The sequence below is a fragment of the Streptomyces sp. NPDC008313 genome (genome assembly GCF_042956125.1).
Lineage (GTDB): Bacteria > Actinomycetota > Actinomycetes > Streptomycetales > Streptomycetaceae > Streptomyces.
In genome coordinates, this window is record NZ_JBIBFR010000005.1 from 1 (window position 1) to 24,770 (window position 24,770).

Genomic DNA, 24,770 nt, shown 5'->3' on the forward strand with positions numbered 1-24,770 from the left:
CGCCCGTCGAATACGAAGTCAACTACTACACCGAACTCACGAAACCCCAGTTCATCACCACAATCTGAGATCTCTACCGAACCCGGGGCGGTTCATAGTGACTCGTGGCCTCGCCATAGGCGCACTTGCCGCCCGGGTTCATCATCAGCTCGTCCATCCGCGGCTGGTACGGCGGCCGGTTGTACGTCACCTCGAGCGCGGCGTTGTTACAGAACCGCTTCCAGGACGCATACGTGTCTTCCGAGGCGGCCTGCAGACCGAACGTGGTCGTATCCCACCCGCTGGCGGCGGCCTTCTTCACCGTGTCCGTCACCGCGAAGCGCACGTTCTGGTTGGTCGACGTGCACGACCCGGTCGGGTTGGTCGGGGACTCGGAGGTGATGCGTTCCTTGCTGGAGGGGCGGTTGGACCAGTTCGTTCCGGAGTTGATCGCGCTGCCGCCGGAACTGTTCATTCGGTGCAGCTGCACCGCCCGGGCCTCGCTGTTGTACGTGTGTACCAACGTGATCGCGAACTGAGCTTTGAGGATTGTCTTGCCCTCAAGGCTTCCAGTGGGGGCCGCGTAGTACTGGCGCTGTACGTCGTTGGTACCCGTGCAGCGCACCGAGACATCGGCCGGGCAGCGTCCCACACCCTTGCCGGACTCGACACCGTCGGCCGAGTTGGAGAACTTCCAGCCCTCCAGGCCAGGGTTCGCGGAGGAGACCCAGGTCCAGCCCGTACGGGAAGCGGTTTTGACCACTGGGTCGATGAACACGGGGTAACGGGTGTTCTTGCCGCGCAACAGTTTGGTATCGGGCCTGAGCATCATCGCACCATGCTCGACTGCGAGATTCACATCTGCGACCTGAGCGCCCTCCGGTGGGCCGGGCCCCGCCTGTACCCGATGATCGCTGATCACCGGTGCCCTGCTCGAATCCCACATCACGGGCTGAGGTGCCTCGAACACCGTTCCGCCAGAGGCCGCGTCCTTGGCGACGAGTCCGCCGTCGTCGTCCTCGTCCACCGAAAGGCCTTCTGCCTTGACCGGCAGAGAGATCGCGCCAAGCTTCGGATTGGCTGCTGCTTCGGCCGACTTGACGACAAGCACATGAGAAAAGCCATCGCTCTCAGCACGCACCACCAGGTCAACGTCCGGCAGCACCCCCTTGTACGTTGCCGTGTCACCACGCACCACCGGCTCGGGCAAGTTCGCCGGCCACGAGACCGACATCGATGTGCCGTCCCGCGTCAAAGTGGCGAAAGTCCTGTCCCCGCCCCCGGAGATGCTCATCACCGTACTTGAGGCCCTCGGTGCAAGGCGACCATCCGCCCGCTCGACAAGTGTGGTGTCGATGTCAATCCACTTGCCGTCCTTGCGTGTCCGCACCGGCTGGACGAACTCCTTGAATCTGAACGTTCCGTCCGGGTTCGCGAAGGTCTGACTGCGCTCGTCACGCAATGGGGAAATCTCCACCGGCTTGCCGGACTCCGCCGCCGCGTCACTCGCCGCGGCCTCGGACACGGCCCCCTTCGGGGTCGCCTTCTTCGCTCCACCGTCCTCGGTGGAGGCGGTCGTCGCCGCGACATCGGCGGCAGCGGCGGGTGGAAGCGTCCCCGCCCCCAGTGCGAGGATCGCGACCAGCATGGAGGGCAGGGCCGCTGCCCGCTTCCCAGTCAAGCGCTCTCCACGTCTCGTCCATCGTATTCTCACTGTCCCCACTCCTGCTGTGTACGGCGCCGTGCCCATCACCTAGCGGATTGCCGAGCCGAAAGCCTTGCCCTCCTCCGGGATCCCGTCCATCCCCGGCTTCAGCGTCGTGACCGTCCCTGACGCACCGCCTGCCACCGGCCAGGGAAGGGAGTACACGACGCCCTTCTGCGCGCCTGCCGACTTGCTGTACGGCACCCCTACGTACAGGCGCGATCCCGTCCCCCACAGGCCGAGCCCGGTGAAGTCTCTTGCCTCGGCTGTGTCCGGCAGGCCGGCTCCGCGTGTGAGCATCCGGTCCCCGTCTCCGGGGGCTCCCAGTCCGTTGAAGACCTGGACTGCCCCGGCGTTCTCCACCGAGCCGACCTCCTGGTTGGGCACGCTCACCGCGAGCCTCACGGTCTCCGGCGTTCCCACCTCACCGGCGTCGGTGCCGGAAATCACCACTCGCTGCCCGAAGAAGTCCCCGACCACCGGATCGCCCTCGACACCAGGGGACAGTCGGTCAACCAGGTTGACCTCGTTGACAATTCCAGTGGGCTTCACGTGCACAACCGTCACTGCACCCGCATCCGCGACATTGCCGACATCCTCGTTGGGCGTACCGATGGCCAGTAGCGCGTCCGTCTCCGACGCCGCGTCCTCAGGACGGTAGGAGACGATCGCCACCGCCGTGCCGAACCGGTCATCCTTCTCCGCGGTGCCCGACACAAGTGCCGGTTGATTCTCGTCGACCGCCCCCAGTGCAGTCGGACGACCGTCGGCGAGCGTGTGGTTGAAGACTGTCACCGCCCCCGCGAAAGTCTCCGTGCCGATCGCCTCGCCGGGCGCACCGACGACGAAGTAACGACTGCGTGCGGCGAGCGAGTAGCCGAATCGGTCGTTCGCCTCCGCGACTCCTGGGATCCCCGGGTCATCCTGATTGACAGTCGTCGCCATGCTCCCCTGTACGTAGTGGATACAACCCGCGTCCTCCAACGAGCCGATCGCTTCGCCCGGCACCCCGACTGCCAGGAACGGCTTGCCTGTCGACGTCCGGGCCGCCGCCAAGGAGAACCCGAACAGGTCGCCGGCCTCCGTCGCCGTCGAACCGTCCAGGCCTGCCTGGGTATAGCTGTCGATGACCGACCCTGCCCCAATCCCTGCCGGTGTGCCGTGGACGACGTACACCCCGCCTGCGTCCGGCTGCGGCCCCTGCGCGGTGGTGACGTCCTCGTATGGCGCGCCGGCCACCAGGTCTGCGCATCCGTCGTCGTCTGCGTCATAGACCGAGATCGCGTAGCCGAACTGGTCCCCCGCCTCCGGATTGGCGGTCATGCCGCTCAGCGCTTGAGATATCTCGTAGACGCCCTTGCCTCCGCCCAGCACCACCCGAACCAAGCCCGCCTTGGACTGTCCTTCCACCGTGGCCTGTGGGTCCGCGATGGCCGTGTCTCTGACGCCATCGCCGTTGAAGTCCGACTCGACCCCTGCCGTGCAGGAGGCAGCCACAGCGGGTCGCGCCGTCGCGAGCACAAAGGTTCCGACGGCAGTGATCAGGCCCGCCGCAAGTCCCGCACCGATCGCACGCGAACACACACGACCACCTGACCTCAACCGCACAATCGCCACCCCATGTCACAAGATCCGCGCAAGAAGGCCGAGGTAACAGCAGTTGATGACGCAGAGTCAACGGCCGTGACAAGGAATGACGCAATGAGCACAAGAAGCGCAAGCAAGTAAACGAGAAGCACCAAACGGGGTGAGAGATTTGCAGCAACTGGAATTCGCCCACCACGACCGGACACCACGCACCCGGTGCGCAGACCTTGGCGCCCTGGTTCAGCGGGCCCGCCTCGCGAAGGGGACGCGCACGCGTCGAGCCCATCAGCGTTTGCGAACGCCATGGCTTCGCCGGCGCACCGACAGGCCCGACCCGATCGCCCTTCTCATCGAGCACTTGGCCGATACTGGCCGCGTCTTGCCACAGGCCGGATGATGCCGAGATGCGCATCACTTCCTGTCTTCGGCCGGCGGGACTGGCGGGACTCGACTTCACGCGCGCCCGATTTACCCTCGTTTGCTCCCGTGCGGTCAAGCGGGCGGTGGGCCCCGGGAGCGCAGCACTTCACCGGCGGACGCAGACGAGGACGAGTTCGGTGGCCTCGCCGCCCGGCAACTGGTCCTCGATCCGGGCGACCCTGGTGGAGGCGGCGCTCGCGGGCAGGTGGTCGGTGGCCCGGTCGTGCTGGACGTCGGCGAGCCTGGCCGCGAACGGCCCGGCGACGGCGAGGACGGCCACCCACAGCCCGAGCAGCAGCCAGGGCACGGCCCTTCGCCGGGCGGGCGTGGTTGTCTTTCCGGACCCCATGCCGGGTCCCCGTCCTGGGCGGGTGTCTGGACACGCACCAGACACCCGCCGCGCGGGACCGGATTCGTCACGCCGGAGGGCGACTTGAGGGCTACTGCGCGGGGTGGCGGGACGCCGGGACTACTCCCTGGGGAGTACGGGGGTGCCGTGCGCGGGGGCTGGTACCGGGTCCGGCCGTGCCGGTCCTCACGACGGCATCCGGGCCGCCTCCAGCAGCCGGCTCACGTCGTCGGGGTGGATCGTCAGGGCCGCGCCGACCGTCGCCAGCGCGTCCCGTTCGGCCGGGGTGTAGGGGCCGTCGGCGAGGGCGATGTGCGCTCCCTGGAGCAGGACCGCCTCGCGGCCGGCGGGGGCGAGGTGCGGGGCCAGCGGGTCGAGGGCCTCGTGGAGCTCTATGGTGAGCCCGGCGCCGCAGGGCTGCCCGTAGACGCGGCCGGTGTCGGCGGCGAGCGCGTCGACGAGGGCGTTGAGCCCCTCCGCGGTGCAGTCGTCGTACCCCGCCGCGCGGACGGCGCCCGCCGCCGCCTCCAGGGACGAGGTGGCGCAGCCGCCGCCGGCCGCGAGGACGGCGAGGGCGACGGTGTGCACGGCGTCGCGCAGCATCGCCGAGAAGCGGACGGTGGTCGGGTGGTCGAGGACGTCGGTGCCGTAGTGGTGGCGGCAGGCGGCGCACTCGACGACGGGGCCGCTCTCGCCGCGCGGGAGGACCGGGACGCCCAGGAGGGTGAAGCGGCGGCGGCCGGTCAGGCGCTGGTAGTTGCGGTCGCCTCCGCAGCCGGGGCAGAAGAACTCGCCGTCGCCGACGGCGGTCCAGGCGGTGCGGACGCCCAGGATGCGGGGAACGCGACCTGTGTGACCGTCGTGGACAACACGGTCGTTCCGTCCCCATCCTGGCAGCACGTCGCACCTCCGTAACCCCGCGGCCACATCGCCGCGTTGGCGTGATGTTAGCCACATTGTCGACGCCGAGTCAGTACCTCGGGCGAGACCTCTCCGTGACACGCGCGGGGATTGGCCGGTATGCGACGGAGCCCCGCCCGCCGGAAACGGCGGGCGGGGCTCCACAAGCCGCTGGTGAGCGGGGTCAGCGGGAGGCACGGTTGACCGCGGAGACGACGGCCTTCAGCGACGCGCGTGTCGTATTCGCGTCGATGCCGATTCCCCACAGAACCTGGCCGTCGATGGCGCACTCGATGTACGAGGCGGCCTGTGCGGACGCACCCTCGCTCATCGTGTGCTCCTGGTAGTCCAGCAGCCGTACGTCGATGCCGACGGACTGCAGGGCGTCGAAGAACGCGGAGATCGGGCCGTTGCCGGAACCGGTCAGGACCGTGTCGGCGCCGTCCACGGACGCCTCGACGGTCAGCGTGTCGACGCCGTCCTTGTCGGTGGTCGACTGGCCGTTCTTGACCTGGATGCGGCCCCACGCGTTCTCGGGGTTCGGCAGGTACTCGTCCTGGAAGACCGCCCAGATGTCGCCCGGGGTGACCTCGCCGCCCTCGGCGTCCGTCTTCGCCTGGATGATCTTCGAGAACTCGATCTGCATCCGGCGCGGCAGGTCCAGCTTGTGGTCGTTCTTCAGGACGTACGCGATGCCGCCCTTGCCGGACTGCGAGTTGACGCGGATGACGGCCTCGTAGGAGCGGCCGACGTCCTTCGGGTCGATCGGCAGGTACGGGACGGCCCACTCGATGTCGTCGACGGTGACACCCCTGGCCTTCGCGTCGGCCTCCATGGCGTCGAAGCCCTTCTTGATGGCGTCCTGGTGGGAGCCGGAGAAGGAGGTGTAGACGAGGTCGCCGACGTAGGGGTGCCGGGCGTGCACCTCCATCTGGTTGCAGTACTCGGCGGTGCGGCGGACCTCGTCGATGTTCGAGAAGTCGATCTGCGGGTCGACGCCCTGCGAGAAGAGGTTCATGCCCAGGGTGACCAGGTCGACGTTGCCGGTGCGCTCGCCCTGCCCGAACAGGCAGCCCTCGATGCGGTCGGCGCCGGCCATCAGGGCCAGCTCGGCGGCGGCGACGGCCGTGCCGCGGTCGTTGTGCGGGTGGACCGACAGGCAGACGTGCTCGCGGCGCGACAGGTTGCGCGACATCCACTCGAAGCGGTCGGCGTGCGTGGACGGGGTGGAACGCTCCACGGTGGCCGGCAGGTTGAGGATGATCTCGCGGCCGGGGCCGGGCTGCCAGACGTCCATGACGGCCTCGCAGACCTCCAGGGCGAAGTCCAGCTCGGTGTCGGTGAAGATCTCGGGGCTGTACTGGTAGCCGAAGGTGGTCCGGTCGTCCAGCAGCTTCTCCGCGTACTCCATGACCAGGCGCGTGCCGTCGACGGCGATCTGCTTGATCTGGTCCTTGGAGCCGCGGAAGACGACCCGGCGGAAGACGGGCGCGGTGGCGTTGTACAGGTGGACCGTGGCGCGCCGGGCGCCGACCAGGGACTCCACCGTGCGCTCGATCAGGTCCTCGCGGGCCTGGGTCAGTACGGAGATCGTCACGTCGTCGGGGATCGCGGTCTCGTCCTCGATGATCGAGCGGACGAAGTCGAAGTCGGTCTGCCCGGAGGCGGGGAAACCGACCTCGATCTCCTTGTAGCCCATCGTGACCAGCAGGTCGAACATCTCGCGCTTGCGGGCGGGCGACATCGGGTCGATCAGCGCCTGGTTGCCGTCGCGCAGGTCCGTGGACAGCCAGCGGGGGGCGACGGTGACCCGGTTGCCGGGCCAGGTGCGGTCGGGGATGTCCACCTGCTCGTACCGGCCGTACTTGTGGACCGGCATGGAGGTGGCGCGCTGGAAGGTCGCGGCGTTGGTGATCGGGGTGGGGCTGGTGGGGCTACCGGCTGTGGCGGTCATGACGCGAGGGGCTCCTCTGGGTCCGCTTGACCTGGGAGGCATCAGCCTCCGAGGGACGGCCGACGGCGCAACGCCGAACTCCGCGGGGAGGGGGTCGGCCTCGACTACAGGCCCTCGCCGCGGCAGCTAAGGAGAAGCAGCCCGAAACGCATGATGCTCCGCAGCCTAACCGAGGCGCGCCGCGTACGGGGGCCTGTATCAGTATGCGGGACCGCGTGGCGCCAATGGGAGAAAAGTGCCGTATACCACTGAAGAGTGGGCGATGTGGACGGTTGCCCCGTCATTTCACCTATCCATGTCGCGGATAGTGACAGCGCCCTCACGGAGTGCGACTCTGCGAACATGACTGCCGAACCCGCAGGCTTCGAGCCTGTCTTCTGCACCATCGTGCCGCCCCACATCCTCGACACGCTCGCGCAGCACGAGGATCCCGCCCTCGCCGGCCCCGCCCGCCGCACCCTGCAGCGCGACGCCTTCGAGCGCACCCAGCGCCACATGACGACCGTCCTCGGCGCGACGGGCCTGGCCCCGCTGGAGACGGCGGCCGAGGAGACGCCCCACCGCACCGTGTACGACGCCCGGCACCACGAGACCCTGCCCGGCCGCAAGGTGCGCGGCGAGGGCGACGACCCCGGCAGGGACGCCACGGTCAACCGCGCCTACGCCGGGCTCGGCGCCACCTTCGAGCTGTACCTGAAGGCGTACCGGCGCAACTCGATCGACGGCAAGGGCCTGCCGCTGAACGCGACCGTGCACTACTCCGAGGACTACAACAACGCCTTCTGGAACGGCGAGCAGATGGTCTTCGGCGACGGAGACGGCGAGATCTTCCTCGACTTCACCATCCCGGTCGACGTCATCGGCCACGAGCTGACCCACGGTGTCACGCAGTACACGGCGAACCTCACCTACTTCGGCCAGCCGGGCGCCCTCAACGAGTCGATGTCGGACGTCTTCGGCTCGCTGATCAAGCAGTACGCGCTCGGGCAGACCGCCGCCGAGGCCGACTGGCTGATCGGGGCGGGCCTGCTCGCCCCGCGTGTCACCGGCAAGGCGCTGCGCTCCATGAAGGCGCCCGGCACGGCGTACGACGACGACGTGCTCGGCAAGGACCCGCAGCCCGCGACGATGGACGACTACGTCACCACGGGCCGCGACAACGGCGGCGTCCACATCAACTCCGGCATCCCCAACCACGCCTTCTACCTGGTCGCCGACGCGCTCGGCGGGCACGCGTGGGAGCGGGCCGGGCGGATCTGGTACGAGGTGCTGACGGGCGGCGAGCTGGGCTCACAGGCGAGCTTCGCGGACTTCGCCAAGCTGACGGCCGCCCAGGCCCGCAGCAGCTTCGGCGACGGTGACGAGCTGCGCGAGGTGCAGAAGGCGTGGGAGCGGGTCGGCGTCCCCACGACCTGATCCCGAGGGCGTCGTGGCGTCGGCGGCCGTCCCGTACTAGACAGGAGCCATGCGTATCCAGGTGGAGCGGACAGGCGGGTTCGCCGGCATCGAACGCCGCGCCGAGATCGACACCTCGGGGCTGGCCGACGCCGGCGAATGGCACGCGCTGGCCGAGCGGGTGCTGGCCGCGGGCGGCGGCACACCGCCCGCCGGGGTCCCGGACGGCTTCCGGTACCGGATCACCGTCGACGGCCGGACCGTGCACGCCGCGGACCCCCGGCTGACGGAGGACCAGCGGCGGCTGGTCTCACGCGTGCTGAAGGAGGGCGCCTAGCGGCCCGGGTGCCCGGGGCCTGACCCCTGGGACCCGGGTTCCGCCTCCGCGCCGCTCAGAAGCCCAGCTTGCGCAGCTGCCTCGGGTCGCGCTGCCAGTCCTTCGCCACCTTGACGTGCAGGTCGAGGAAGACGGGCGTGCCCAGCAGCGCCTCGATCTGCTTGCGGGACTTGATGCCGACGTCCTTCAGGCGCTTGCCCTTCGGGCCGATGATGATGCCCTTCTGGCTGGGGCGCTCGATGTAGACGAAGGCGTGGATGTCGAGGAGCGGCTTGTCGGCGGGGCGGTCCTCACGGGGCAGCATCTCCTCGACGACCACGGCGATGGAGTGCGGCAGTTCGTCCCGCACGCCCTCCAGCGCGGCCTCGCGGATCAGCTCGGCCACCATGACCTGCTCGGGCTCGTCGGTGAGGTCGCCCTCCGGGTAGAGCGCCGGGCCCTCGGGCAGCAGCGGGATCAGCAGGTCCGCGAGCAGGTCGACCTGCTGGTTGGCCTTCGCCGAGACCGGCACGATCTCCGCCCACTCGAAGCCCAGCTCCCGGCCGAGCTGGTCGATGGCGATCAGCTGTTCGGCGAGGGCCTTGCTGTCCACCAGGTCGGTCTTCGTGACGATCGCGATCTTCGGCGTCTTCTTGATGGACGCCAGTTCCTTCGCGATGAAGCGGTCGCCCGGGCCCAGCTTCTCGTTGGCCGGGAGGCAGAAGCCGATCACGTCGACCTCGGCCCACGTGGTGCGGACGATGTCGTTGAGCCGCTCGCCGAGCAGGGTGCGCGGCTTGTGCAGCCCCGGGGTGTCCACCAGGATCAGCTGCGCGTCGGGCCGGTGCACGATGCCGCGCACCGTGTGCCGCGTGGTCTGCGGCTGGTTCGCGGTGATCGCCACCTTCTTGCCGACCAGAGCGTTCGTGAGGGTGGACTTGCCCGCGTTGGGGCGGCCCACGAAGCAGGCGAAGCCGGCGCGGTGAATGGCCTCGGACGGCTCGGATGACTGGGTACGGACGCTCATGGCGCCCATTGTCCCTGATCCCCGGAGCGCCGCCGCACGCCCCGCGCTGAGCGGCGCCCCCGAGGGCCGCCCGGCGGGTCCCCGGCGACGCCCGCGCCGCCGCCCGCGCGGCTTCCAGGCCATCCGAAACACGCCGGAAACCTGGACGTGCGCAACCCGAAACGCGAGCCGGTGACCCTCGGACGACGCCCCGACACCGCTGGAGTGCCCGTGACCCTGGCCGCCTCACTGCCCCTCGTTCTCGGCTCCGCCCGCACCGAGGGCCCCCGCATCGACACCGGGGACACCGCCTGGCTCCTCGCGGCGACCGCGCTCGTCCTGCTGATGACCCCCGGTCTCGCCCTCTTCTACGGCGGCATGGTGCGGACGAAGAGCGTCCTCAACATGCTGATGATGAGCTTCGTCTCGATCGCCCTGGTCACGGTCGTGTGGCTGGCGGCCGGCTACTCCCTGGCGTTCGGCGACGACGCCTTCGGCGGCCTCGTCGGCGGTCTGCGGCACGCCGGCATGGCGGGCCTCGGCCCGGACAGCGTCCAGGGCACGGTCCCCACCGTGCTGTTCGCCACGTTCCAGCTGACCTTCGCGATCGTCACGGCCGCGCTGATCAGCGGCGCGGTCGCCGACCGGACGAAGTTCGGGGCCTGGCTCGTGTTCGTCCCCGTGTGGACGCTGCTCGTATACGTTCCCGTCGCCCACTGGGTGTGGGGGCCGGGCGGCTGGATCACGGCCGACCTGCACGCGCTGGACTTCGCGGGCGGTATGCCCGTCGAGATCGCCTCGGGGGCGTCGGGGCTCGCCCTCTGCCTGGTCCTCGGCCCCCGGCTCGGCTTCCGGAAGGACGCCATGCGGCCGCACAACCTGCCGATGGTCGTCCTGGGCGCGGGCCTGCTGTGGTTCGGCTGGTTCGGCTTCAACGCGGGCTCCGCGCTCGCCGCCGACGGGCTCGCCGCCTCCGCCTTCCTCAACACCCTCGCCGCCGGCTGCACCGGCCTGCTGGGCTGGCTCTTCGTCGAGCAGAAGCGCGACGGGCACCCCACGACGCTGGGCGCCGCGTCCGGCGCGGTCGCGGGCCTGGTGGCCATCACCCCGTCCTGCGGCTCGGTCTCGCTGCTCGGCGGGCTCGTCGTCGGACTCGCCGCGGGCGCGGTCTGCTCGTACGCGGTGAGCTGGAAGTTCAAGCTGAACTACGACGACTCGCTGGACGTCGTCGGCGTCCACCTCGTCGGCGGGATCATCGGCACGCTGCTCATCGGGGTGTTCGCGGTGCGGGGCATGACCGGGGGCGCGCAGGGGCTGCTGTACGGGGGCGGGCTCGGGCAGCTCGGCCGGCAGCTGGTCGGCGTCCTGGCGGTCGGGGCGTACGCCTTCCTCGTCACGTACGGCATCGGGAAGCTGATCGACACCACGATGGGTCTCAGGGCCGCCGAGGACGAGGAGCGGACCGGCCTCGACCTTACGGTGCACGCGGAGAGCGCCTACGATCACGGGGTTCTGGGGCACGGAGCCCCGGTCTCGTCCGCCAGCGCCCAGAAGGTCAGGCTCCAGTGAAGCTCATCACCGCGATCGTCAAGCCGTACCGCCTCGACGAGGTCAAGACCGCGCTCCAGGAGATCGGCGTGCAGGGCCTGACCGTCACGGAGGCGAGCGGCTACGGCCGCCAGCGCGGCCACACCGAGGTGTACCGGGGCGCCGAGTACCAGATCGACCTGGTCCCCAAGGTCCGCATCGAGGTCGTCGTCGAGGACGCGGACGCCGAGGCCGTCGTCGACGCCGTCGTCGGGGCCGCCCGCACCGGCAAGATCGGCGACGGCAAGGTCTGGTCGGTCCCGGTCGACACGGTCGTCCGGGTCCGCACCGGCGAACGCGGCCCGGACGCCCTGTAACTGTTCCAGCCCCTCCGGCGTCTGAGGAGCGGGGCCCGGGGCAGAGCCCCGTTTCGGGAAGGGAAGGGGCGGAGGGGGTGAAGAACTACTCCGCGGAGACGACGCTGCGCACCGCCCCGTCCACTCCCGCGAGCAGCACCGGCGTCCCCGCGCCGCCCAGGTCCCGCACCGCCGCCAGGTCCTCCTCCGGCAGCGCCTCCGCCTCGGAGACGACCGCCGCCGCCTCCAGGGACTTCGCCCCGGACGCCACCGCCATCGCGACGGCCGTCCGCAGCGCGCTCAGCCGCAGCGAGGGAAGGCCGACCGTCCCGGCCACGTACGTACGCCCCGTCTCGTCCCGTACGGCCGCCCCCTCGGGCACACCGTTGCGGGCCCGGGCGGAACGGGCCAGGGTGACGATCTTGCGGTCCTCGGGGTCCAGCGCGCTGCTCTCGGTCATGCCCCGAGCATACGAAGCGGCGGCCACGCCCCCGCGCTCACCCCGCCACCGGGCGGCCGGACGCGGCGGGCCGCCCCCGGCCGGCGGGTCTCAGGGCCGGTTCTCGGGGCCGGGTATCGGGGGCGGGTCTCAGGGCCGGTCGAGGCGGAGGCGGTCGGCCCGCGGCAGACCGGCCACCACCAGGTCGTACGAGTCCTCGACGAGCTCCCGGACCAGCCGGTCGGGAAGCGCGCCGTCGACGGTCACCGTGTTCCAGTGCCGCTTGTTCATGTGGTAGCCGGGGACGACGAGGTCCGGGTATTCCTCGCGCAGACGGACCGCGTCCTCCGGGTCGCACTTCAGGTTGACCGTGAGGGGGCGGGCGTCGAGGGCCGTGAGCGCGAAGAGCTTGCCCTGGACCTTGAAGACCGAGGTCTCCGGGTTGAAGGGGAAGTCCTCTACGACCGCGTTGAAGGAAAGGCAGAACGCGCGCAGCTGCTGCGGGGTCACTCCGGTTTCTCCTCCTCCTTGGGCACTTCCACGGCGGGCGCGGGCTCGACGAGCACCGTGACGATCTTGTTGCGGCGGCCCGCCGACGCCTCGGCGGTGAGCCGCAGCTTCCGCTCGTCGGGCAGCTCGACCACCGACGAGGCCCCGGCGATCGGGACCCGTCCGAGGGCCTTCGCGAGCAGACCGCCGACCGTCTCCACGTCCTCGTCGTCGTACGCCTCGATGCCGTACAGCTCGCCGAGGTCGCCGATGTCCAGGCGCGCCGTCACCCGGAAGCGGTCCTCGCCGAGCTCCACCACCGGCGGCAGCTCGCGGTCGTACTCGTCGGTGATCTCGCCGACGATCTCCTCGAGGATGTCCTCGATGGTGACGATGCCGGCGGTGCCGCCGTACTCGTCGATGACGACGGCAACGTGGTTGCGGTGCTGCTGCATCTCGCGCAGCAGGTCGCCCGCGTTCTTCGTGTCGGGCACGAAGGCGGCGGGCCGCATCGCCGTCGAGACGAGCTCGCTCTCGGCGTCGCGGCTGATGTGCGTCTTGCGGGCGAGGTCCTTGAGGTAGACGATCCCGACGATGTCGTCCTCGTTCTCCCCGGTGACGGGGATGCGCGAGAAGCCCGAGCGCAGCGCGAGGGTGAGGGCCTGGCGGATCGTCTTGAAGCGCTCGATGACCACCAGGTCGGTGCGCGGCACCATCACCTCGCGGACGAGGGTGTCGCCGAGCTCGAAGACGGAGTGCACCATACGGCGTTCCTCGTCCTCGATGAGCGACTCCTTCTCGGCGAGGTCGACCATCGCCCGCAGCTCCGCCTCGGAGGCGAACGGGCCGCGCCTGAAGCCCTTGCCGGGGGTGAGCGCGTTGCCGATGAGGATGAGCAGCGGCGGGATCGGGCCCATCACACGGGCGAGCGGCAGCAGGACGTACGCCGCCGCCGTGGCCGTGTTCAGCGGGTGCTGGCGGCCGATGGTGCGCGGGGAGACGCCGACGGCCACGTACGAGACGAGGACCATCACGCCGATCGCGACGACGAGCGACTCCCAGGTCCGGTCGAACTCCTTCAGGCAGGCGTACGTGACGACCGAGGCGGCCGCCATCTCGCAGGCGACGCGCACCAGCAGCGCGACGTTCAGATAGCGGGTCGGGTCGGCGGCGACCTGCGCGAGTTTCGCGCTGCCGCGCCGGCCGACGCGGACGGCCTCCTCGGCGCGGAAGCTGGAGACGCGGGCGATCCCGGCCTCCGCGCAGGCGGCGAGCCAGGCGACGACGATGAGGGCGACGACCCCGAAGGCGAGTTGGAGGCTCATGAGACGGTCGGGGCCGGGGACGGGCCGGTGAGGCCCTTCTCCGCGCGCCAGCCGTCCACGATGGCCGCCTGGAGGCCGAACATCTCGGCCTTCTCGTCCGGCTCCTCGTGGTCGTAGCCGAGCAGGTGCAGCACTCCGTGGACGGTGAGGAGCTGGAGCTCCTCGTCCATGGAGTGCTGCGTCGGGGCGTCCTTGCCCTGCTGCTCGGCGACCTCCGGGCAGAGCACGATGTCGCCGAGCAGGCCCTGCGGCGGCTCGTCGTCGTCCTTCGTCGGCGGACGCAGTTCGTCCATCGGGAAGGACATGACGTCCGTGGGCCCGGGCAGGTCCATCCACTGCACGTGCAGCTGCGCCATGGCGTCGGTGTCCACGACGATCACCGAGAGCTCGGAGAGCGGGTGGATGCGCATCCGTGCGAGCGCGTAGCGGGCGATGTCGAGGATCGCCTGCTCGTCGACCTCGGTTCCGGACTCGTTGTTGACGTCGATCGACATGGTCGCGCTGGCTCTACTTCCCCTTATGGCCGGCTTTGCCGCGAGTGCTCCTGTGGGAGCCGTTCTCGGTGCCGTTCTCACTGTCGTACTTCTCGTACGCGTCGACGATACGGCCGACGAGCTTGTGCCGTACGACATCCTGGGACGTGAGACGCGAGAAGTGCACGTCGTCGATGCCCTCCAGGATCTCCTGCACCTGGCGCAGACCGGACTTCGTGCCGCTCGGCAGGTCGACCTGCGTCACGTCACCGGTGATGACGATCTTCGAGTCGAAGCCGAGCCGGGTGAGGAACATCTTCATCTGCTCGGGGCTGGTGTTCTGCGCCTCGTCCAGGATGATGAAGGCGTCGTTGAGGGTGTTGTGCGTCAGGAGATAGTCCTGGGTGACGTACAGGGAGTCCTCGGCCGCCACCTGGATGCAGACGGTTTCCTCACGGCCCGCGGGTTCGATGCTGTCGATGAATCGCGACGGGTTTCCGCCGCCTCCGGCCATGAGGTACCTCTCCGCCTTGCGTGCGAGGCGGAAGGGGGCGATGTCCTCGGGCAGGCGGATGTCGACGATGTGAGCGTCGTGGCGGTGCTCGACCTGCCGGCCCTTCGCCAGTCCTGGCTTGCGGCCGTCGGCCGGCCGACGACGGGCGTAGGCCACCCCGCCCAGAGATCGTACGAGGGAGACCACGTCGTCGCGCAGCAGGATCGATGTCGTCGTGTACTGGATCCGGCAGGTGCGGCCCGCCTGAGCGACGGGGCCGCCGTCGGAGTCGAGAAGCCCCTGGAGGAGCGCGAGCCGGACTTCTGCGGAGTTGTGCAGGTAGTCGTCCGGGACGAACTTCGAGTGCGAGCGGGTACGCAGCAGGTCCAGCTCGCGCAGAATGCGGGTGACCGGGTTCTCGAGCGTGACCACGTCTCCGGGGGACTTGATTCGGTTGAGCACGTAGTCCGAACCGCCCTTGTGGCGAGCCACGACACCCGGAAGCGCGGCCTCCAGGGCCTGTGCCAGCTCGGGATCCGCCGTCGCGAAGGACGGTGTGGTGGAGCCCGTCAGACAGCCGTCGCCCAGCAGCAACCCCAGCGCGTACGGGTCCATCGGGACCTTGCGCTCCGGGAGGTGGACCGGCGCGGTGAGCATCGGCAGCTCGTAGCGGCGCGCGTGTGCCGCCCGCAGGTTGCCGATCATCTCCTGGGTCTCCAGGACCCGCCACGGCTTGTTCCGCCGACGGTCGGAGGCCGTGCGGACCGTCCACAGGTGCTCGCCGCAGCACAGAGTCCAGGAACCGTCCTGGGCGCTGACGCGGTAGACGTCCTTCTCGCCCTGCGGATAGACGCCGAGCACCGGGGTCGGTTCGCCGTTCGATCCGATGACCAGGTCACCGACCCGCAGGTCTCCGATGGGCCGCCAGCCGTCCGGAGTGAGGACGTTCGTGAAGACGGGCTGAGCCCGGCCACGCATGTACGCCAGGGGTGCCACCTCGATCGTGCCCGCTGCCATGAGGCGCGGGATGGAGTCGGGGTCGAGCATGTCGTGCAGGGCGTCGTAGAGCGGGCGCAGGTAGGGGTCGATCTTCTCGTAGAGGGTGCCGGGCAGGAAGCCGAGGCGCTCGCCGGCCTCGACGGCCGGGCGGGTCAGGATGATGCGGTTGACCTGCTTGGACTGCAGGGCCTGCACCGCCTTGGCCATGGCCAGGTAGGTCTTGCCGGTACCCGCGGGGCCGATGCCGAAGACGACCGTGTGCTTGTCTATGGCGTCGACGTATCTCTTCTGGTTGAGCGTCTTGGGGCGGATGGTGCGGCCCCGCGAGGACAGGATGTTCTGCGTGAGCACCTCGGCCGGGGTCTCCTGGCCGTCGCCCTCCCCCGCCCCGCTCGCCCTGAGCATGGCGATCGAGCGTTCCACTGCGTCCTCCGTCATCGGCTGGCCCGTGCGGAGCACCAGCATCATCTCGTCGAACAGGCGCTGGACGAGGGCGACGTCGCCCGGGTCTCCCACCGCGCTGATCCGATTGCCCCGGACATGGATGTCGGCCGCCGGGAAGGCCTTCTCGATCACGCGCAGCAGCGCGTCCCCGGAACCGAGCACGGTGACCATGGGGTGCTTGTCGGGGACCGTGAAGTGCGCTCGCGCCTGCCCCTGATCGGGGGTCTGAGCTGTGGGTGTCTGAGTCATGGGCCGGCTCTGGAGGCCTGCTCGTCCCTCCTCGTTGCGGGGCTGTGCCGCGTGACAGCCGTGGACCTGTCGCGCTTCCCAGCGTACGACGCGCCACCCGTACTCCCCCAGGGCTTTTCCGCGCCCCCCCGAGGCGGGACGGGCCCGCGGGTCAGGCCGAGCGGCGGAAGCCGATGGTGGGGACGGCCCGGCGCAGCGGCCAGGGGCGGGCGGAGCCGGGGATCAGGTCCTCCAGGAAGGCGTAGCGGCGCAGGGCGGCGGGGTCCTGGTCGTCGTAGGACTGGACGCGGCGCCACCAGGCGGCGATCTCCTCCCAGCCGGGAGCGGAGAGGGAACCGCCGAACTCCTGGACGGAGAGGGCGGCGGTGAGGCCGGCGAAGGCGAGCCGGTCGGCGAGCGGCCAGTCGGCCAGGGTGCCCATGACGAATCCGGCGACGAAGACGTCCCCGGCGCCGGTCGGGTCGAGGGCCTCGACGGCGATGGCGGGGACCTCGGCGCTGACTCCGGTGTGGCCGTCGACGGCGTAGGCGCCCTCGGCGCCGAGGGTGACCACGGCGAGCGGCACGTGGTCGGTGAGGGCGTGGGCGGCGGCGCGCGGGCTGTCGGCGCCGGTGTAGCGCATGGCCTCCGCCGCGTTCGGCAGGAACGCCTCGCAGTGCCGCAGGTCCGGCAGTGCGGCCAGGTCCCAGCGGCCCGTGTCGTCCCAGCCGACGTCGGCGAAGATCCGGGTGCCGGCCCGGGCTGCCTCGGCGATCCAGGGCGCGCGGGTTCCGGGGGTGAGCGAGGCGACGGCGGCACGCGCGTGGGGGGCGTGGTCCGGGGCGGCCTCCTCCGGGGGCGGCTCGTGGCCGTGGGAGACCATGGTCCGCTCGCCCTCGTAGGCCATCGACACGGTGACCGGGGAGTGCCAGCCGGGGACGGTGCGCGAGGGGGAGAGGTCGATGCCCTCGCCCTGTTCGAGGGCGTCCCAGCAGTACTCCCCGTAGTGGTCGTCCCCGAAGGCGGCCGCCAGGGACGTGCGCAGGCCGAGGCGGGCGAGGGCGGTCGCCATGTTGGCCACTCCGCCGGGGCTGGAGCCCATGCCGCGGGCCCAGGACTCGGTGCCGCGCACGGGGGCGGAGTCGAGCCCGGTGAAGATGATGTCGAGGAAGACGGGGCCGGTCAGATAGACGTCCCAGGGCGGTTCGCACGGGGTGCGCAGCCCGGCGAGCGGGTCGACGTGGGCGGGCCGGTGCGGTCGCTCTCCGGTGGACGCCATCTGGTGTGCTCCCTGACGTGGTGCGGATCCAGGCCAGTGTGCACCACGTGCCGGGCCGGGCACCGCCCGTCGGGCCCGCCCGGCTCCGGCGTGATCCGTACGCGGGGTCCCTACGCGAACGTGTACGCGTCGACCTCGGCGAGGTACCGGGCCCGCCGTTCCTCGTCGTGTTCCAGGAACGACGCGAGGAAGGAGTTGCGGGCCAGTTCCCGCAGCCGTCCGGGGTCCAGGCCCAGGGCCTGCCCGACGACGAGGTAGTTGTCCTCCACGTATCCGCCGAAGTAGGCGGGGTCGTCGGAGTTGACGGTGCAGAGGAGTCCGGCGTCCATCATCGCGGGCAGCGGGTGCTCGGCCAGGACGTCCACCGCGCGCAGCCGTACGTTGGACAGCGGGCAGAGCGTCAGCGGCACCCTCTCGCGGACGAGGCGCTCGACGAGCGCGGGGTCCTCCAGGCAGCGCAGGCCGTGGTCGACGCGTTCGACGCCGAGCACGTCCAGCGCCTCGGTGATGTAGGACGGCGGGCCCTCCTCGCCCGCGTGCGCGACGCGCCGCAGTCCGAGGGCCGCGGCGGCCTCGTACACCTCGCGGAACTTCGCCGGCGGGTGGCCGACCTCGGCGGAGTCCAGGCCGATGCCGGTGATCCGGCCGAGGTGGGGCTTCGCGGCGTGCAGCGTCTCCATCGCCGACTCGGCGGACTCGTCCCGCAGGAAGCACATGATCAGCTGGGTGGAGACGCCGTGCGCGGACTCGGACCGCTCCAGCGCGCGGGCGAGCCCCTCGATCACCGTGCCCATGGCGACGCCCCGGGCGAGGTGGGCCTGCGGGTCGAAGAATATCTCCGCGTGGCGCACGCCCTGCGCGGCGGCCCGCGCGAGGTAGGCGTCGGCGAGGTCGGTGAAGTCCTGCTCGGTGCGCAGGACGGCCATCAGCTCGTAGTAGAGGTTCAGGAACGACTGGAGGTCCTCGAACCGGTACGCCTCGCGCAGCGCTTCGGTGTCGGCGTACGGCAGGGTGACGCCGTTGCGCGCGGCGAGCGCGAACGCCAGCTCGGGCTCCAGGGTGCCTTCGATATGGAGGTGCAGTTCGGCTTTGGGGAGGGGCATCAGAGCATGGTACGGGCGTTTCACCCGTGTTTCGGAACCGGGACCGGGTCAGGTCCGCTTCGGAACCGGGACCCGGTCGAGGTCGCGGGCCACCGTCAGCTCCCCGGTGTAGCCCGCGGCGCGTGCCTGCCGCTCGAACTCCCCGGGATCGGAGTAGCGCTGGCTGAAGTGGGTGAGGACCAGATGCCGTACGCCCGCGTCCCGGGCCACCCGCCCGGCCTGTCCGGCCGTCAGGTGTCCGTGGTCGGAGGCGAGCCGCACGTCCTCGTCGAGGAAGGTGGACTCGATGACCAGCAGGTCGGCGCCGTCGGCGAGCGCGTGCACCCCGTCGCACAGCCGTGTGTCCATGACGAACGCGAAGCGCTGGCCGCGGCGCATCTCGCTCACCTCGTCGAGCGTGACCCCGCCGGCCGAGCCCTCGCGCTGGACGCGTCCGACGTCGGGCCCCGCGATGCCGTGCTCGGCGAGCCGCGAGGGCAGCATCCGGCGCCGGTCCGGCTCGACGAGCCGGTACCCGAACGACTCGACCGGATGCGAGAGCGCGCGGGTCTCCAGCGTGTACGAGGGGGTCGCCGCGAGGACACCGTCGCTCTCGACGGGCGCCTGGGCGAGCACGACGGTCTCCCGGTACGCCGTCGCGTACCGCAGCCGGTCGAAGAACCGCTGCCCGGAGGCCGGGTAGTGCGCGGTCACCTCGTGCGGCACCCGGTCGAGGTTGATCCGCTGGATCACCCCGGCGAGCCCGAGGGAGTGGTCACCGTGGAAGTGGGTGACGCAGATCCGGTTCAGGTCGTGGGCGGCGACCCCGGCGCGCAGCATCTGCCGCTGGGTGCCCTCGCCGGGGTCGAAGAGGATGCCGTCGCCGTCCCAGCGCAGCAGATAGCCGTTGTGGTTGCGGTGCCGGGTGGGGACCTGGCTGGCGGTGCCGAGGACGACCAGTTCGCGTACGGACAAGGCGCGTTACCCGGGGGGCCATTCGAGGCCGCGGCCGCCCAGCAGGTGGGCGTGCACGTGGAAGACGGTCTGACCGGCGCCCGTCCCGGTGTTGAACACGGTGCGGTAGCTGTCCAGCTTCTCCTCGGCGGCGATCTCGCCGATCTCGCGCAGCACGTCCCCGACGAGTTCGGGGGCGGCGGTGGCGAGGGCGGCGACGTCCCGGTGGTGCGCCTTGGGGACGACCAGGACGTGCGTGGGCGCCTGGGGGTTGATGTCCCGGAAGGCGAAGGTCGTCGCGGTTTCCCTGACGACGGTCGCCGGAACCTGCCCTGCGACGATCTTGCAGAACAGGCAGTCGTCCTGCGGCTCTCCGGCCACGGTCACGCTCCTCACTCCTCGTCCGACCCGTACCGCGTCATCGTATCGATCCCGGCCGTCCAAGATCACCCGGTCGGGCCGGGGTCCGTGCCGCCGTCCGTGCCGCCGTCCGTGCCGCCGTCCGTGCCACCGTCCGCCGGGAGCGGCGGGAGCGGCGGGAGGGACGGGGCCGACTTGGCCGGGGTCTCGGCGAGCGCGGCGAGGGCGATGCGGATCGCCTCGTCGAGCTGGGGGTCGCGGCCCGCCGCGTGGTCCTGGGGTGTGGGGACGACCTCGACGTCCGGGTCGACGCCGTGGTTCTCCACGCCCCACTCGTACCCCTCCAGCCAGAAGGCGTACTTCGGCTGGGTGACCAGCGTGCCGTCGACCAGCCGGTAGCGGCTGTCGATGCCGACGACGCCGCCCCACGTCCGCGTCCCGACGACCGGGCCGATGCCCAGGGCCTTGATCGCCGCGTTGACGATGTCGCCGTCCGATCCGGAGAACTCGTTGGCGACGGCCACGACCGGGCCGCGCGGGGCGTCCAGGGGGTAGCTGAAGGGGCGGGCCCCTCGCGGCACGTCCCAGCCGATGATCCGGCGGGCGAGCTTCTCGACGACGAGCTGGGAGGTGTGCCCGCCGCGGTTCTCCCGGACGTCGACGACCAGGCCCTCGCGGGTCACCTCGACGCGCAGGTCGCGGTGGAGCTGCGCCCAGCCGGAGCCGACCATGTCGGGGACGTGCAGATAGCCGAGCCGTCCGCCCGACCTCTCGTGCACGTACGCCCGCCGGTCGGCGACCCAGGCGTGGTAGCGCAGCGCCTCCTCGTCGGCGAGGGGGATCACCACCGCGTGGCGCGGATCGCCGCCGCCCGAGGGGGAGACGGTCAGCTCGACCGGCTTGCCCGCGGTGCCGACGAGCAGCGGACCCGGCCCGGTCACCGGGTCGACGGGCTCCCCGGCGACCGCGACGATCGCGTCCCCGGCGCGCACCGCGACACCGGGCGCGGCGAGCGGGGCGCGTGCCTCGGGGTCGGACGTCTCGGACGGCAGGATCCGGTCGATCCGCCAGCGCGGGGCGCCGTCCGGGCCGTCCTCGTGGCGGGAGATGTCCGCCCCGAGCAGGCCCTGGCGCCGGCCGCCCGCCCCGCCGCCGCCCGGCGAGACGTAGGCGTGCGAGGTGCCCAGCTCGCCCTGCACCTCCCAGAGGAGGTCGACGAGGTCGTCGTGGGTGGCGACCCGCTCAAGGACCGGCCGGTAGCGGTCGAGGACGGCGTCCCAGTCGACGCCGCCGAGGTCGGGACGCCAGAAGTTGTCCCGCATGAGGCGGCCCACCTCGTCGTACATCTGCCGCCACTCGGCGGCCGGGTCGACGGTCTGCCGGACCCGGGACAGGTCGACGGTGATGTTGCTGTCGCTGTCCTCGTCGCCGGAGGCCCGGCGGTCGCTGGGCACCACCTTGAGCCGGCCGTCGGTCCACAGCAGGACCCGCTTGCCGTCGCCGGTGACCGCGAAGTGGTCGGCGTCGGCGGCGAGGTGCTCGACGCGCTGCTGGGCGAGGTCGTACCGCTCCAGCTCCGACTTCGGTTCGGGGTCGTCCGGGGTGGCCCGGGAGGCGCCGAGCACACCGCGGACGGGGTGGCGCAGCCACAGCAGCCCGTCCTTGGCGGCCCGCAGCCCCGAGTAGCGGGCGGCCTCGACGGGGAACGGCACGATGCGGTCGGCGAGCCCTTCGAGGTCGATCCGGGTCGTCGGGGCGCCCTCGCTGTCGGGGGTCTCGTCCTTGTCGGGGGCCTCGAAGGGGCGTCCGTGGCGCTGCGGTCCGAACGGCGAGGGAGTGGTCGCGGCGAGGGTGATGAGGTGGGGCCGGGAACCGCCGACGAAGGCGAGGTCGAAGACGTGCTCGTCGTAGACGGGGTCGAAGGCCCGCGCCGAGAGGAAGGCGAGGTGCTTGCCGTCGAGGGTGAACGCGGGCGCGTAGTCCTGGAAGCGCAGCGGCGTCGCCTCGGTCACCGACAGGTCGGCGGTGTTGGCGAGCTTGAGCTGGCGCAGCGGCTGCGGCCCGGGGTGGGACCAGGCGAGCCAGGAGGAGTCGGGTGAGAAGACGAGCCCGGTCACGTCGCCGTCCGGGCTGCGGTCGACCTCCCGCACCTCGCCGGTCTCCCGCTCGACGAGGAGGACCCGGCCGTCGTGCGAGGCGACGGCGGCGCGGGAGCCGTCGGGCGCCATGGCGAGGCCGAGGACCCGGCCGAGCTGTCCGGCGGCGAGCCGGCGCGGGAGGGCGCCCGGCGCGGCGCCGGTGGCGGGCGCGAACTCCAGCGCGTCGTCGCCCTCGGCGTCGGTCACCCACACCACGTACTCCTCGCCGTCGGCGCGGAAGGTGCGGGGCAGCCGGGCGCGGACGCCCTGCGCGGCGGCGAGCGCGCGGGCGGGGCCGGAGCGGTGGGTGACCCAGTGGACCGCGCCGCGCACGGCGATCGCGCTGCCGCGTCCGGTGTGGTCGGGGGCGGCGGCGCCGAACCAGTGCGCCGCGTTCACGGGGTGCGGCTGGAGGTCGGTGCGCTGGCCGCCGAGCCTGATGTCGAGGCGGCGGGGTTCGGCGCCGTCCAGGTCGTCGAGGATCCACAGCTCGCCGGCGGAGGCGTAGACGACACGGTTGCCGTCGGTGGCCGCGTGCCGTGCGTAGAAGCTTCCCTCGACGGGGGTGTGGCGGCGCAGTCCCGAGCCGTCGGCGAGGGAGGAGTAGAGCGCGCCGACACCCTCGTGGTCGGAGAGGAAGGCGACCCTCCCCCACTCTCGGCTGCGCTCGAGCGGGGGAACCCCCATCCCGACCCACAGCGGGTACTCGATGTTCCCGTCGAGGTCCTCGTGCAGCCGCACGAACTCGCCGTCGCCGTCCCGGTCGATCCACAGCTTGCCGGCGGTGCCTCCCCGGTACCGCTTCCACCAGGCGGCCTCGCGCCCCATGGGCGCCGACAGCAGGAGCACGCCGCCGGGGCCGTGCGCGACGCCGCCGACGGGCCCGTACGGGAGGGTCGCCGCAGGTCCGCCGTCGAGGGGGACGGCGCGGGCCCAGGAGCGCCGGAAGCTCGCCTCGCCGTACGGGCTGATGGCCAGCACCCGGCCGTCGGCGGTCCAGCCGCGCACCTGGGTCCTGGCGCTGCCCCAGTACGTCAGCCGCTTCGACGGGCCGCCGTCGACCGGGGCGACGTGCACCTCGGGTGCCCCGTCCCGGGTGGAGGTCCAGGCGAGCGTCGTGCCGTCGGGAGAGATCCGCGGGTGGTCCACCGGGACGTTGTCGGCGCTGACGCGCCACGCCCTGCCGCCGTCGAGCGGCGCGACCCAGACATCGTCCTCGGCGGTGAAGGCGACCGAGTCGCCGTGCAGATGCGGAAACCGGAGATACGCGGACAGCGCAGACTGTGTCACCCGATCACCCTATGCAGCAGGCGCGCCGCCGGACAGGGGTTTGGATCACTTCGCCCGTCACGTCACTTGCCCTCGACGGGGCCGCAGCCGGGGTCGCCCTCGCACCAGACGGTCCGGGTCACGGTGACGGTGGGCGCGGGCCGGCCCGGGTCGTGGGAGCCGCCGCCGGGTGCGGACGTGCCGTCCGAGGCCTCGCAGTCGCCGAGGACGTCCACATGGAAGCGCTGCTTGCCGCCGACCCTCGCGGTCAGGTCGCCGCGGACGCACTTGCCGTCGACCGCCCGCGTCACCTTCCCCTTCAGGGTGATGTCCGTGCCGTCGCCGGTCTCACCCTGGCAGTCGACCCCGGCGACGTCGCGGGTGCCGGACGAGGCGGTGGCCTTCCCGGGGGTGTACGCCTTGTTCCCGCCGCCGTAGGTGGCCGTGCAGCTGAGCCACCGTACGTCGATGCCCTGCTTCTCCAGTGCCCTGGTGCCGGTCTGGTCGGTGGTGTAGGCGACGGCGGCGGAACTGAGCCCGTCCGTCGGTTCGCAGGCGGTGACGACCGACACCGCGGCGAGCACCGCGAGTCCGGCGACGGCCGGCCGCCCGCGCCCCGCCCACCGCGGTCCCTGACGCCACCGCTGTGCAGGACGCCGCCGCTGCCCGTCACGCCGCCGCTGTGCAGGACGCCACCACTGCCCGTGAAGCCTCGATGCCCGCATGGACGGCAGCGTGCCACCGTCGGGCGCGGGCGCGGTAGACCGCATGTGGCCACGGTGACGGCGGTGCCGGTGGCGCCCGGCCGCCGTGTCCGCCGCGCGCCGCCGTGTCCGCGCCCCGCCCCTCGTCAGCCGCGCAGCAGGAGCCACTCCTGCAGCTCGACGAGGTTGCCCTCCGGGTCCTTGAGGTGGGCCACGCGCATCCGGTCGGTCATCGGCGCCGGACCGTGCACCAGGCTGCCCCCGCGCGCGGTGATCGCCTCGCAGTGGGCGTCGAGGTCGTCCACGCGCAGGACCACCAGGGAGCGGTGGCCGCTCGCCGGTTCGCCCAGCTCACCGAGGACCTGCGACATCATGGCCCGGTCCTGCAGGGCGATGCCCGCGGAGCCGGTGGCGGGGCTGAACTTCTCGTACGGTCCTTCGGCCGCGCCCGACTGCGGCTTGAGGCCGAGGACGTCGGCGTAGAAGCGGTAGCAGGCCGGGAAGTCCGAGACCAGCAGCCGTACCTGTGCGAGTTCCAACGCGTCTCCCTGAGGGTGTCGGTCAGGCGTCCGGGGCGGGCGCTGGGGCCGGGGGCCGGAG

At 71.4% G+C, this 24,770-nt stretch carries 21 protein-coding genes and 1 pseudogene; 4 read left to right on the forward strand and 18 right to left on the reverse strand.

Annotation, left to right across the window (positions count from 1 at the left end):
* Positions 1-73: 73 nt before the first annotated feature.
* The 5 genes and pseudogenes from ACFY93_RS08360 to leuA all read right to left on the reverse strand — a co-directional run bounded on the left by ACFY93_RS08360 (position 74) and on the right by leuA (position 6,819).
* Positions 74-1,627 (reverse strand): DNRLRE domain-containing protein, encoded by a 1,554-nt coding sequence (locus ACFY93_RS08360; protein ID WP_391354834.1) that lies wholly within the window; start codon positions 1,625-1,627, stop codon positions 74-76.
* Between the two features lie 105 nt (positions 1,628-1,732).
* A complete protein-coding gene (locus tag ACFY93_RS08365; protein WP_391354837.1) occupies positions 1,733-3,268 on the reverse strand; it encodes an integrin alpha in 1,536 nt (511 codons plus the stop codon).
* A 544-nt stretch (positions 3,269-3,812) separates the two neighbouring features.
* Positions 3,813-4,040: pseudogene (locus ACFY93_RS08370) on the reverse strand (MMPL family transporter); the annotation flags it as partial.
* Positions 4,041-4,226: 186 nt separating this feature from the next.
* Positions 4,227-4,940 (reverse strand): TerB family tellurite resistance protein, encoded by a 714-nt coding sequence (locus ACFY93_RS08375; RefSeq protein ID WP_391354839.1) that lies wholly within the window; start codon positions 4,938-4,940, stop codon positions 4,227-4,229.
* Positions 4,941-5,124: 184 nt separating this feature from the next.
* Complete coding sequence (gene leuA / locus ACFY93_RS08380; protein WP_391355479.1) at positions 5,125-6,819, reverse strand: 2-isopropylmalate synthase; 1,695 nt, start codon at positions 6,817-6,819, stop codon at positions 5,125-5,127.
* Positions 6,820-7,236: 417 nt separating this feature from the next.
* Between leuA and ACFY93_RS08385 the strand changes: the two genes are divergently transcribed.
* Both ACFY93_RS08385 and ACFY93_RS08390 read left to right on the forward strand, forming a co-directional pair.
* On the forward strand, positions 7,237-8,310 hold the full coding sequence (locus ACFY93_RS08385) for a M4 family metallopeptidase (RefSeq protein WP_391354841.1): 1,074 nt from the start codon (positions 7,237-7,239) through the stop codon (positions 8,308-8,310).
* Between the two features lie 49 nt (positions 8,311-8,359).
* On the forward strand, positions 8,360-8,626 hold the full coding sequence (locus ACFY93_RS08390; protein WP_391354844.1) for a protealysin inhibitor emfourin: 267 nt from the start codon (positions 8,360-8,362) through the stop codon (positions 8,624-8,626).
* 55 nt (positions 8,627-8,681) lie between these two features.
* Here the strand turns inward: ACFY93_RS08390 and era are convergent, their stop codons facing one another.
* Positions 8,682-9,641, reverse strand: coding sequence for a GTPase Era (gene era / locus ACFY93_RS08395; RefSeq protein WP_391354846.1), 960 nt, complete (start codon positions 9,639-9,641; stop codon positions 8,682-8,684).
* Positions 9,642-9,860: 219 nt separating this feature from the next.
* Here era and ACFY93_RS08400 point away from each other — a divergent pair, with 219 nt between their 5' ends.
* Both ACFY93_RS08400 and ACFY93_RS08405 read left to right on the forward strand, forming a co-directional pair.
* Positions 9,861-11,180, forward strand: coding sequence for an ammonium transporter (locus ACFY93_RS08400; protein WP_391355482.1), 1,320 nt, complete (start codon positions 9,861-9,863; stop codon positions 11,178-11,180).
* On the forward strand, positions 11,177-11,515 hold the full coding sequence (locus ACFY93_RS08405; protein WP_391354848.1) for a P-II family nitrogen regulator: 339 nt from the start codon (positions 11,177-11,179) through the stop codon (positions 11,513-11,515). The genes ACFY93_RS08400 and ACFY93_RS08405 overlap by 4 nt, the downstream gene beginning before the upstream one ends.
* An 85-nt stretch (positions 11,516-11,600) precedes the next feature.
* Here ACFY93_RS08405 and ACFY93_RS08410 read toward each other — a convergent pair whose 3' ends face one another.
* The 12 genes from ACFY93_RS08410 to ACFY93_RS08465 form a co-directional block, all read right to left on the reverse strand.
* On the reverse strand, positions 11,601-11,954 hold the full coding sequence (locus ACFY93_RS08410) for a cytidine deaminase (RefSeq protein ID WP_391354850.1): 354 nt from the start codon (positions 11,952-11,954) through the stop codon (positions 11,601-11,603).
* 129 nt (positions 11,955-12,083) lie between these two features.
* Positions 12,084-12,443 carry an MmcQ/YjbR family DNA-binding protein gene (locus ACFY93_RS08415; protein ID WP_391354852.1) on the reverse strand — a complete coding sequence of 120 codons (360 nt, stop codon included), beginning with the start codon at positions 12,441-12,443 and terminating at the stop codon, positions 12,084-12,086.
* Positions 12,440-13,747, reverse strand: a complete 1,308-nt coding sequence (locus tag ACFY93_RS08420) for a CNNM domain-containing protein (protein WP_391354855.1) — start codon at positions 13,745-13,747, stop codon at positions 12,440-12,442. Before ACFY93_RS08420 ends, ACFY93_RS08415 begins: the two co-directional genes overlap by 4 nt.
* Positions 13,744-14,241: an rRNA maturation RNase YbeY gene (gene ybeY, locus ACFY93_RS08425; RefSeq protein WP_391354857.1), complete on the reverse strand. Its 498-nt coding sequence runs from the start codon at positions 14,239-14,241 to the stop codon at positions 13,744-13,746. The genes ACFY93_RS08420 and ybeY overlap by 4 nt, the downstream gene beginning before the upstream one ends.
* Before the next feature lie 13 nt (positions 14,242-14,254).
* Positions 14,255-16,405, reverse strand: a complete 2,151-nt coding sequence (locus tag ACFY93_RS08430; protein ID WP_391354860.1) for a PhoH family protein — start codon at positions 16,403-16,405, stop codon at positions 14,255-14,257.
* A 151-nt stretch (positions 16,406-16,556) separates the two neighbouring features.
* A complete protein-coding gene (locus ACFY93_RS08435; protein ID WP_391354863.1) occupies positions 16,557-17,663 on the reverse strand; it encodes a PfkB family carbohydrate kinase in 1,107 nt (368 codons plus the stop codon).
* Between the two features lie 110 nt (positions 17,664-17,773).
* Positions 17,774-18,766, reverse strand: a complete 993-nt coding sequence (locus ACFY93_RS08440) for an adenosine deaminase (RefSeq protein ID WP_391354866.1) — start codon at positions 18,764-18,766, stop codon at positions 17,774-17,776.
* 48 nt (positions 18,767-18,814) lie between these two features.
* Positions 18,815-19,720 (reverse strand): ribonuclease Z, encoded by a 906-nt coding sequence (locus tag ACFY93_RS08445; protein WP_391354869.1) that lies wholly within the window; start codon positions 19,718-19,720, stop codon positions 18,815-18,817.
* A gap of 6 nt (positions 19,721-19,726) precedes the next feature.
* Entirely contained in the window at positions 19,727-20,080 is a 354-nt protein-coding gene (locus ACFY93_RS08450) for an HIT domain-containing protein (RefSeq protein WP_391355484.1), read from the reverse strand.
* A gap of 65 nt (positions 20,081-20,145) precedes the next feature.
* Entirely contained in the window at positions 20,146-23,487 is a 3,342-nt protein-coding gene (locus ACFY93_RS08455; protein ID WP_391354871.1) for a S41 family peptidase, read from the reverse strand.
* Between the two features lie 62 nt (positions 23,488-23,549).
* Positions 23,550-24,050, reverse strand: coding sequence for a hypothetical protein (locus ACFY93_RS08460; protein WP_391354874.1), 501 nt, complete (start codon positions 24,048-24,050; stop codon positions 23,550-23,552).
* Positions 24,051-24,316: 266 nt separating this feature from the next.
* Positions 24,317-24,709, reverse strand: coding sequence for a VOC family protein (locus tag ACFY93_RS08465; RefSeq protein ID WP_391354878.1), 393 nt, complete (start codon positions 24,707-24,709; stop codon positions 24,317-24,319).
* Between the last annotated feature and the right edge of the window lie 61 nt (positions 24,710-24,770).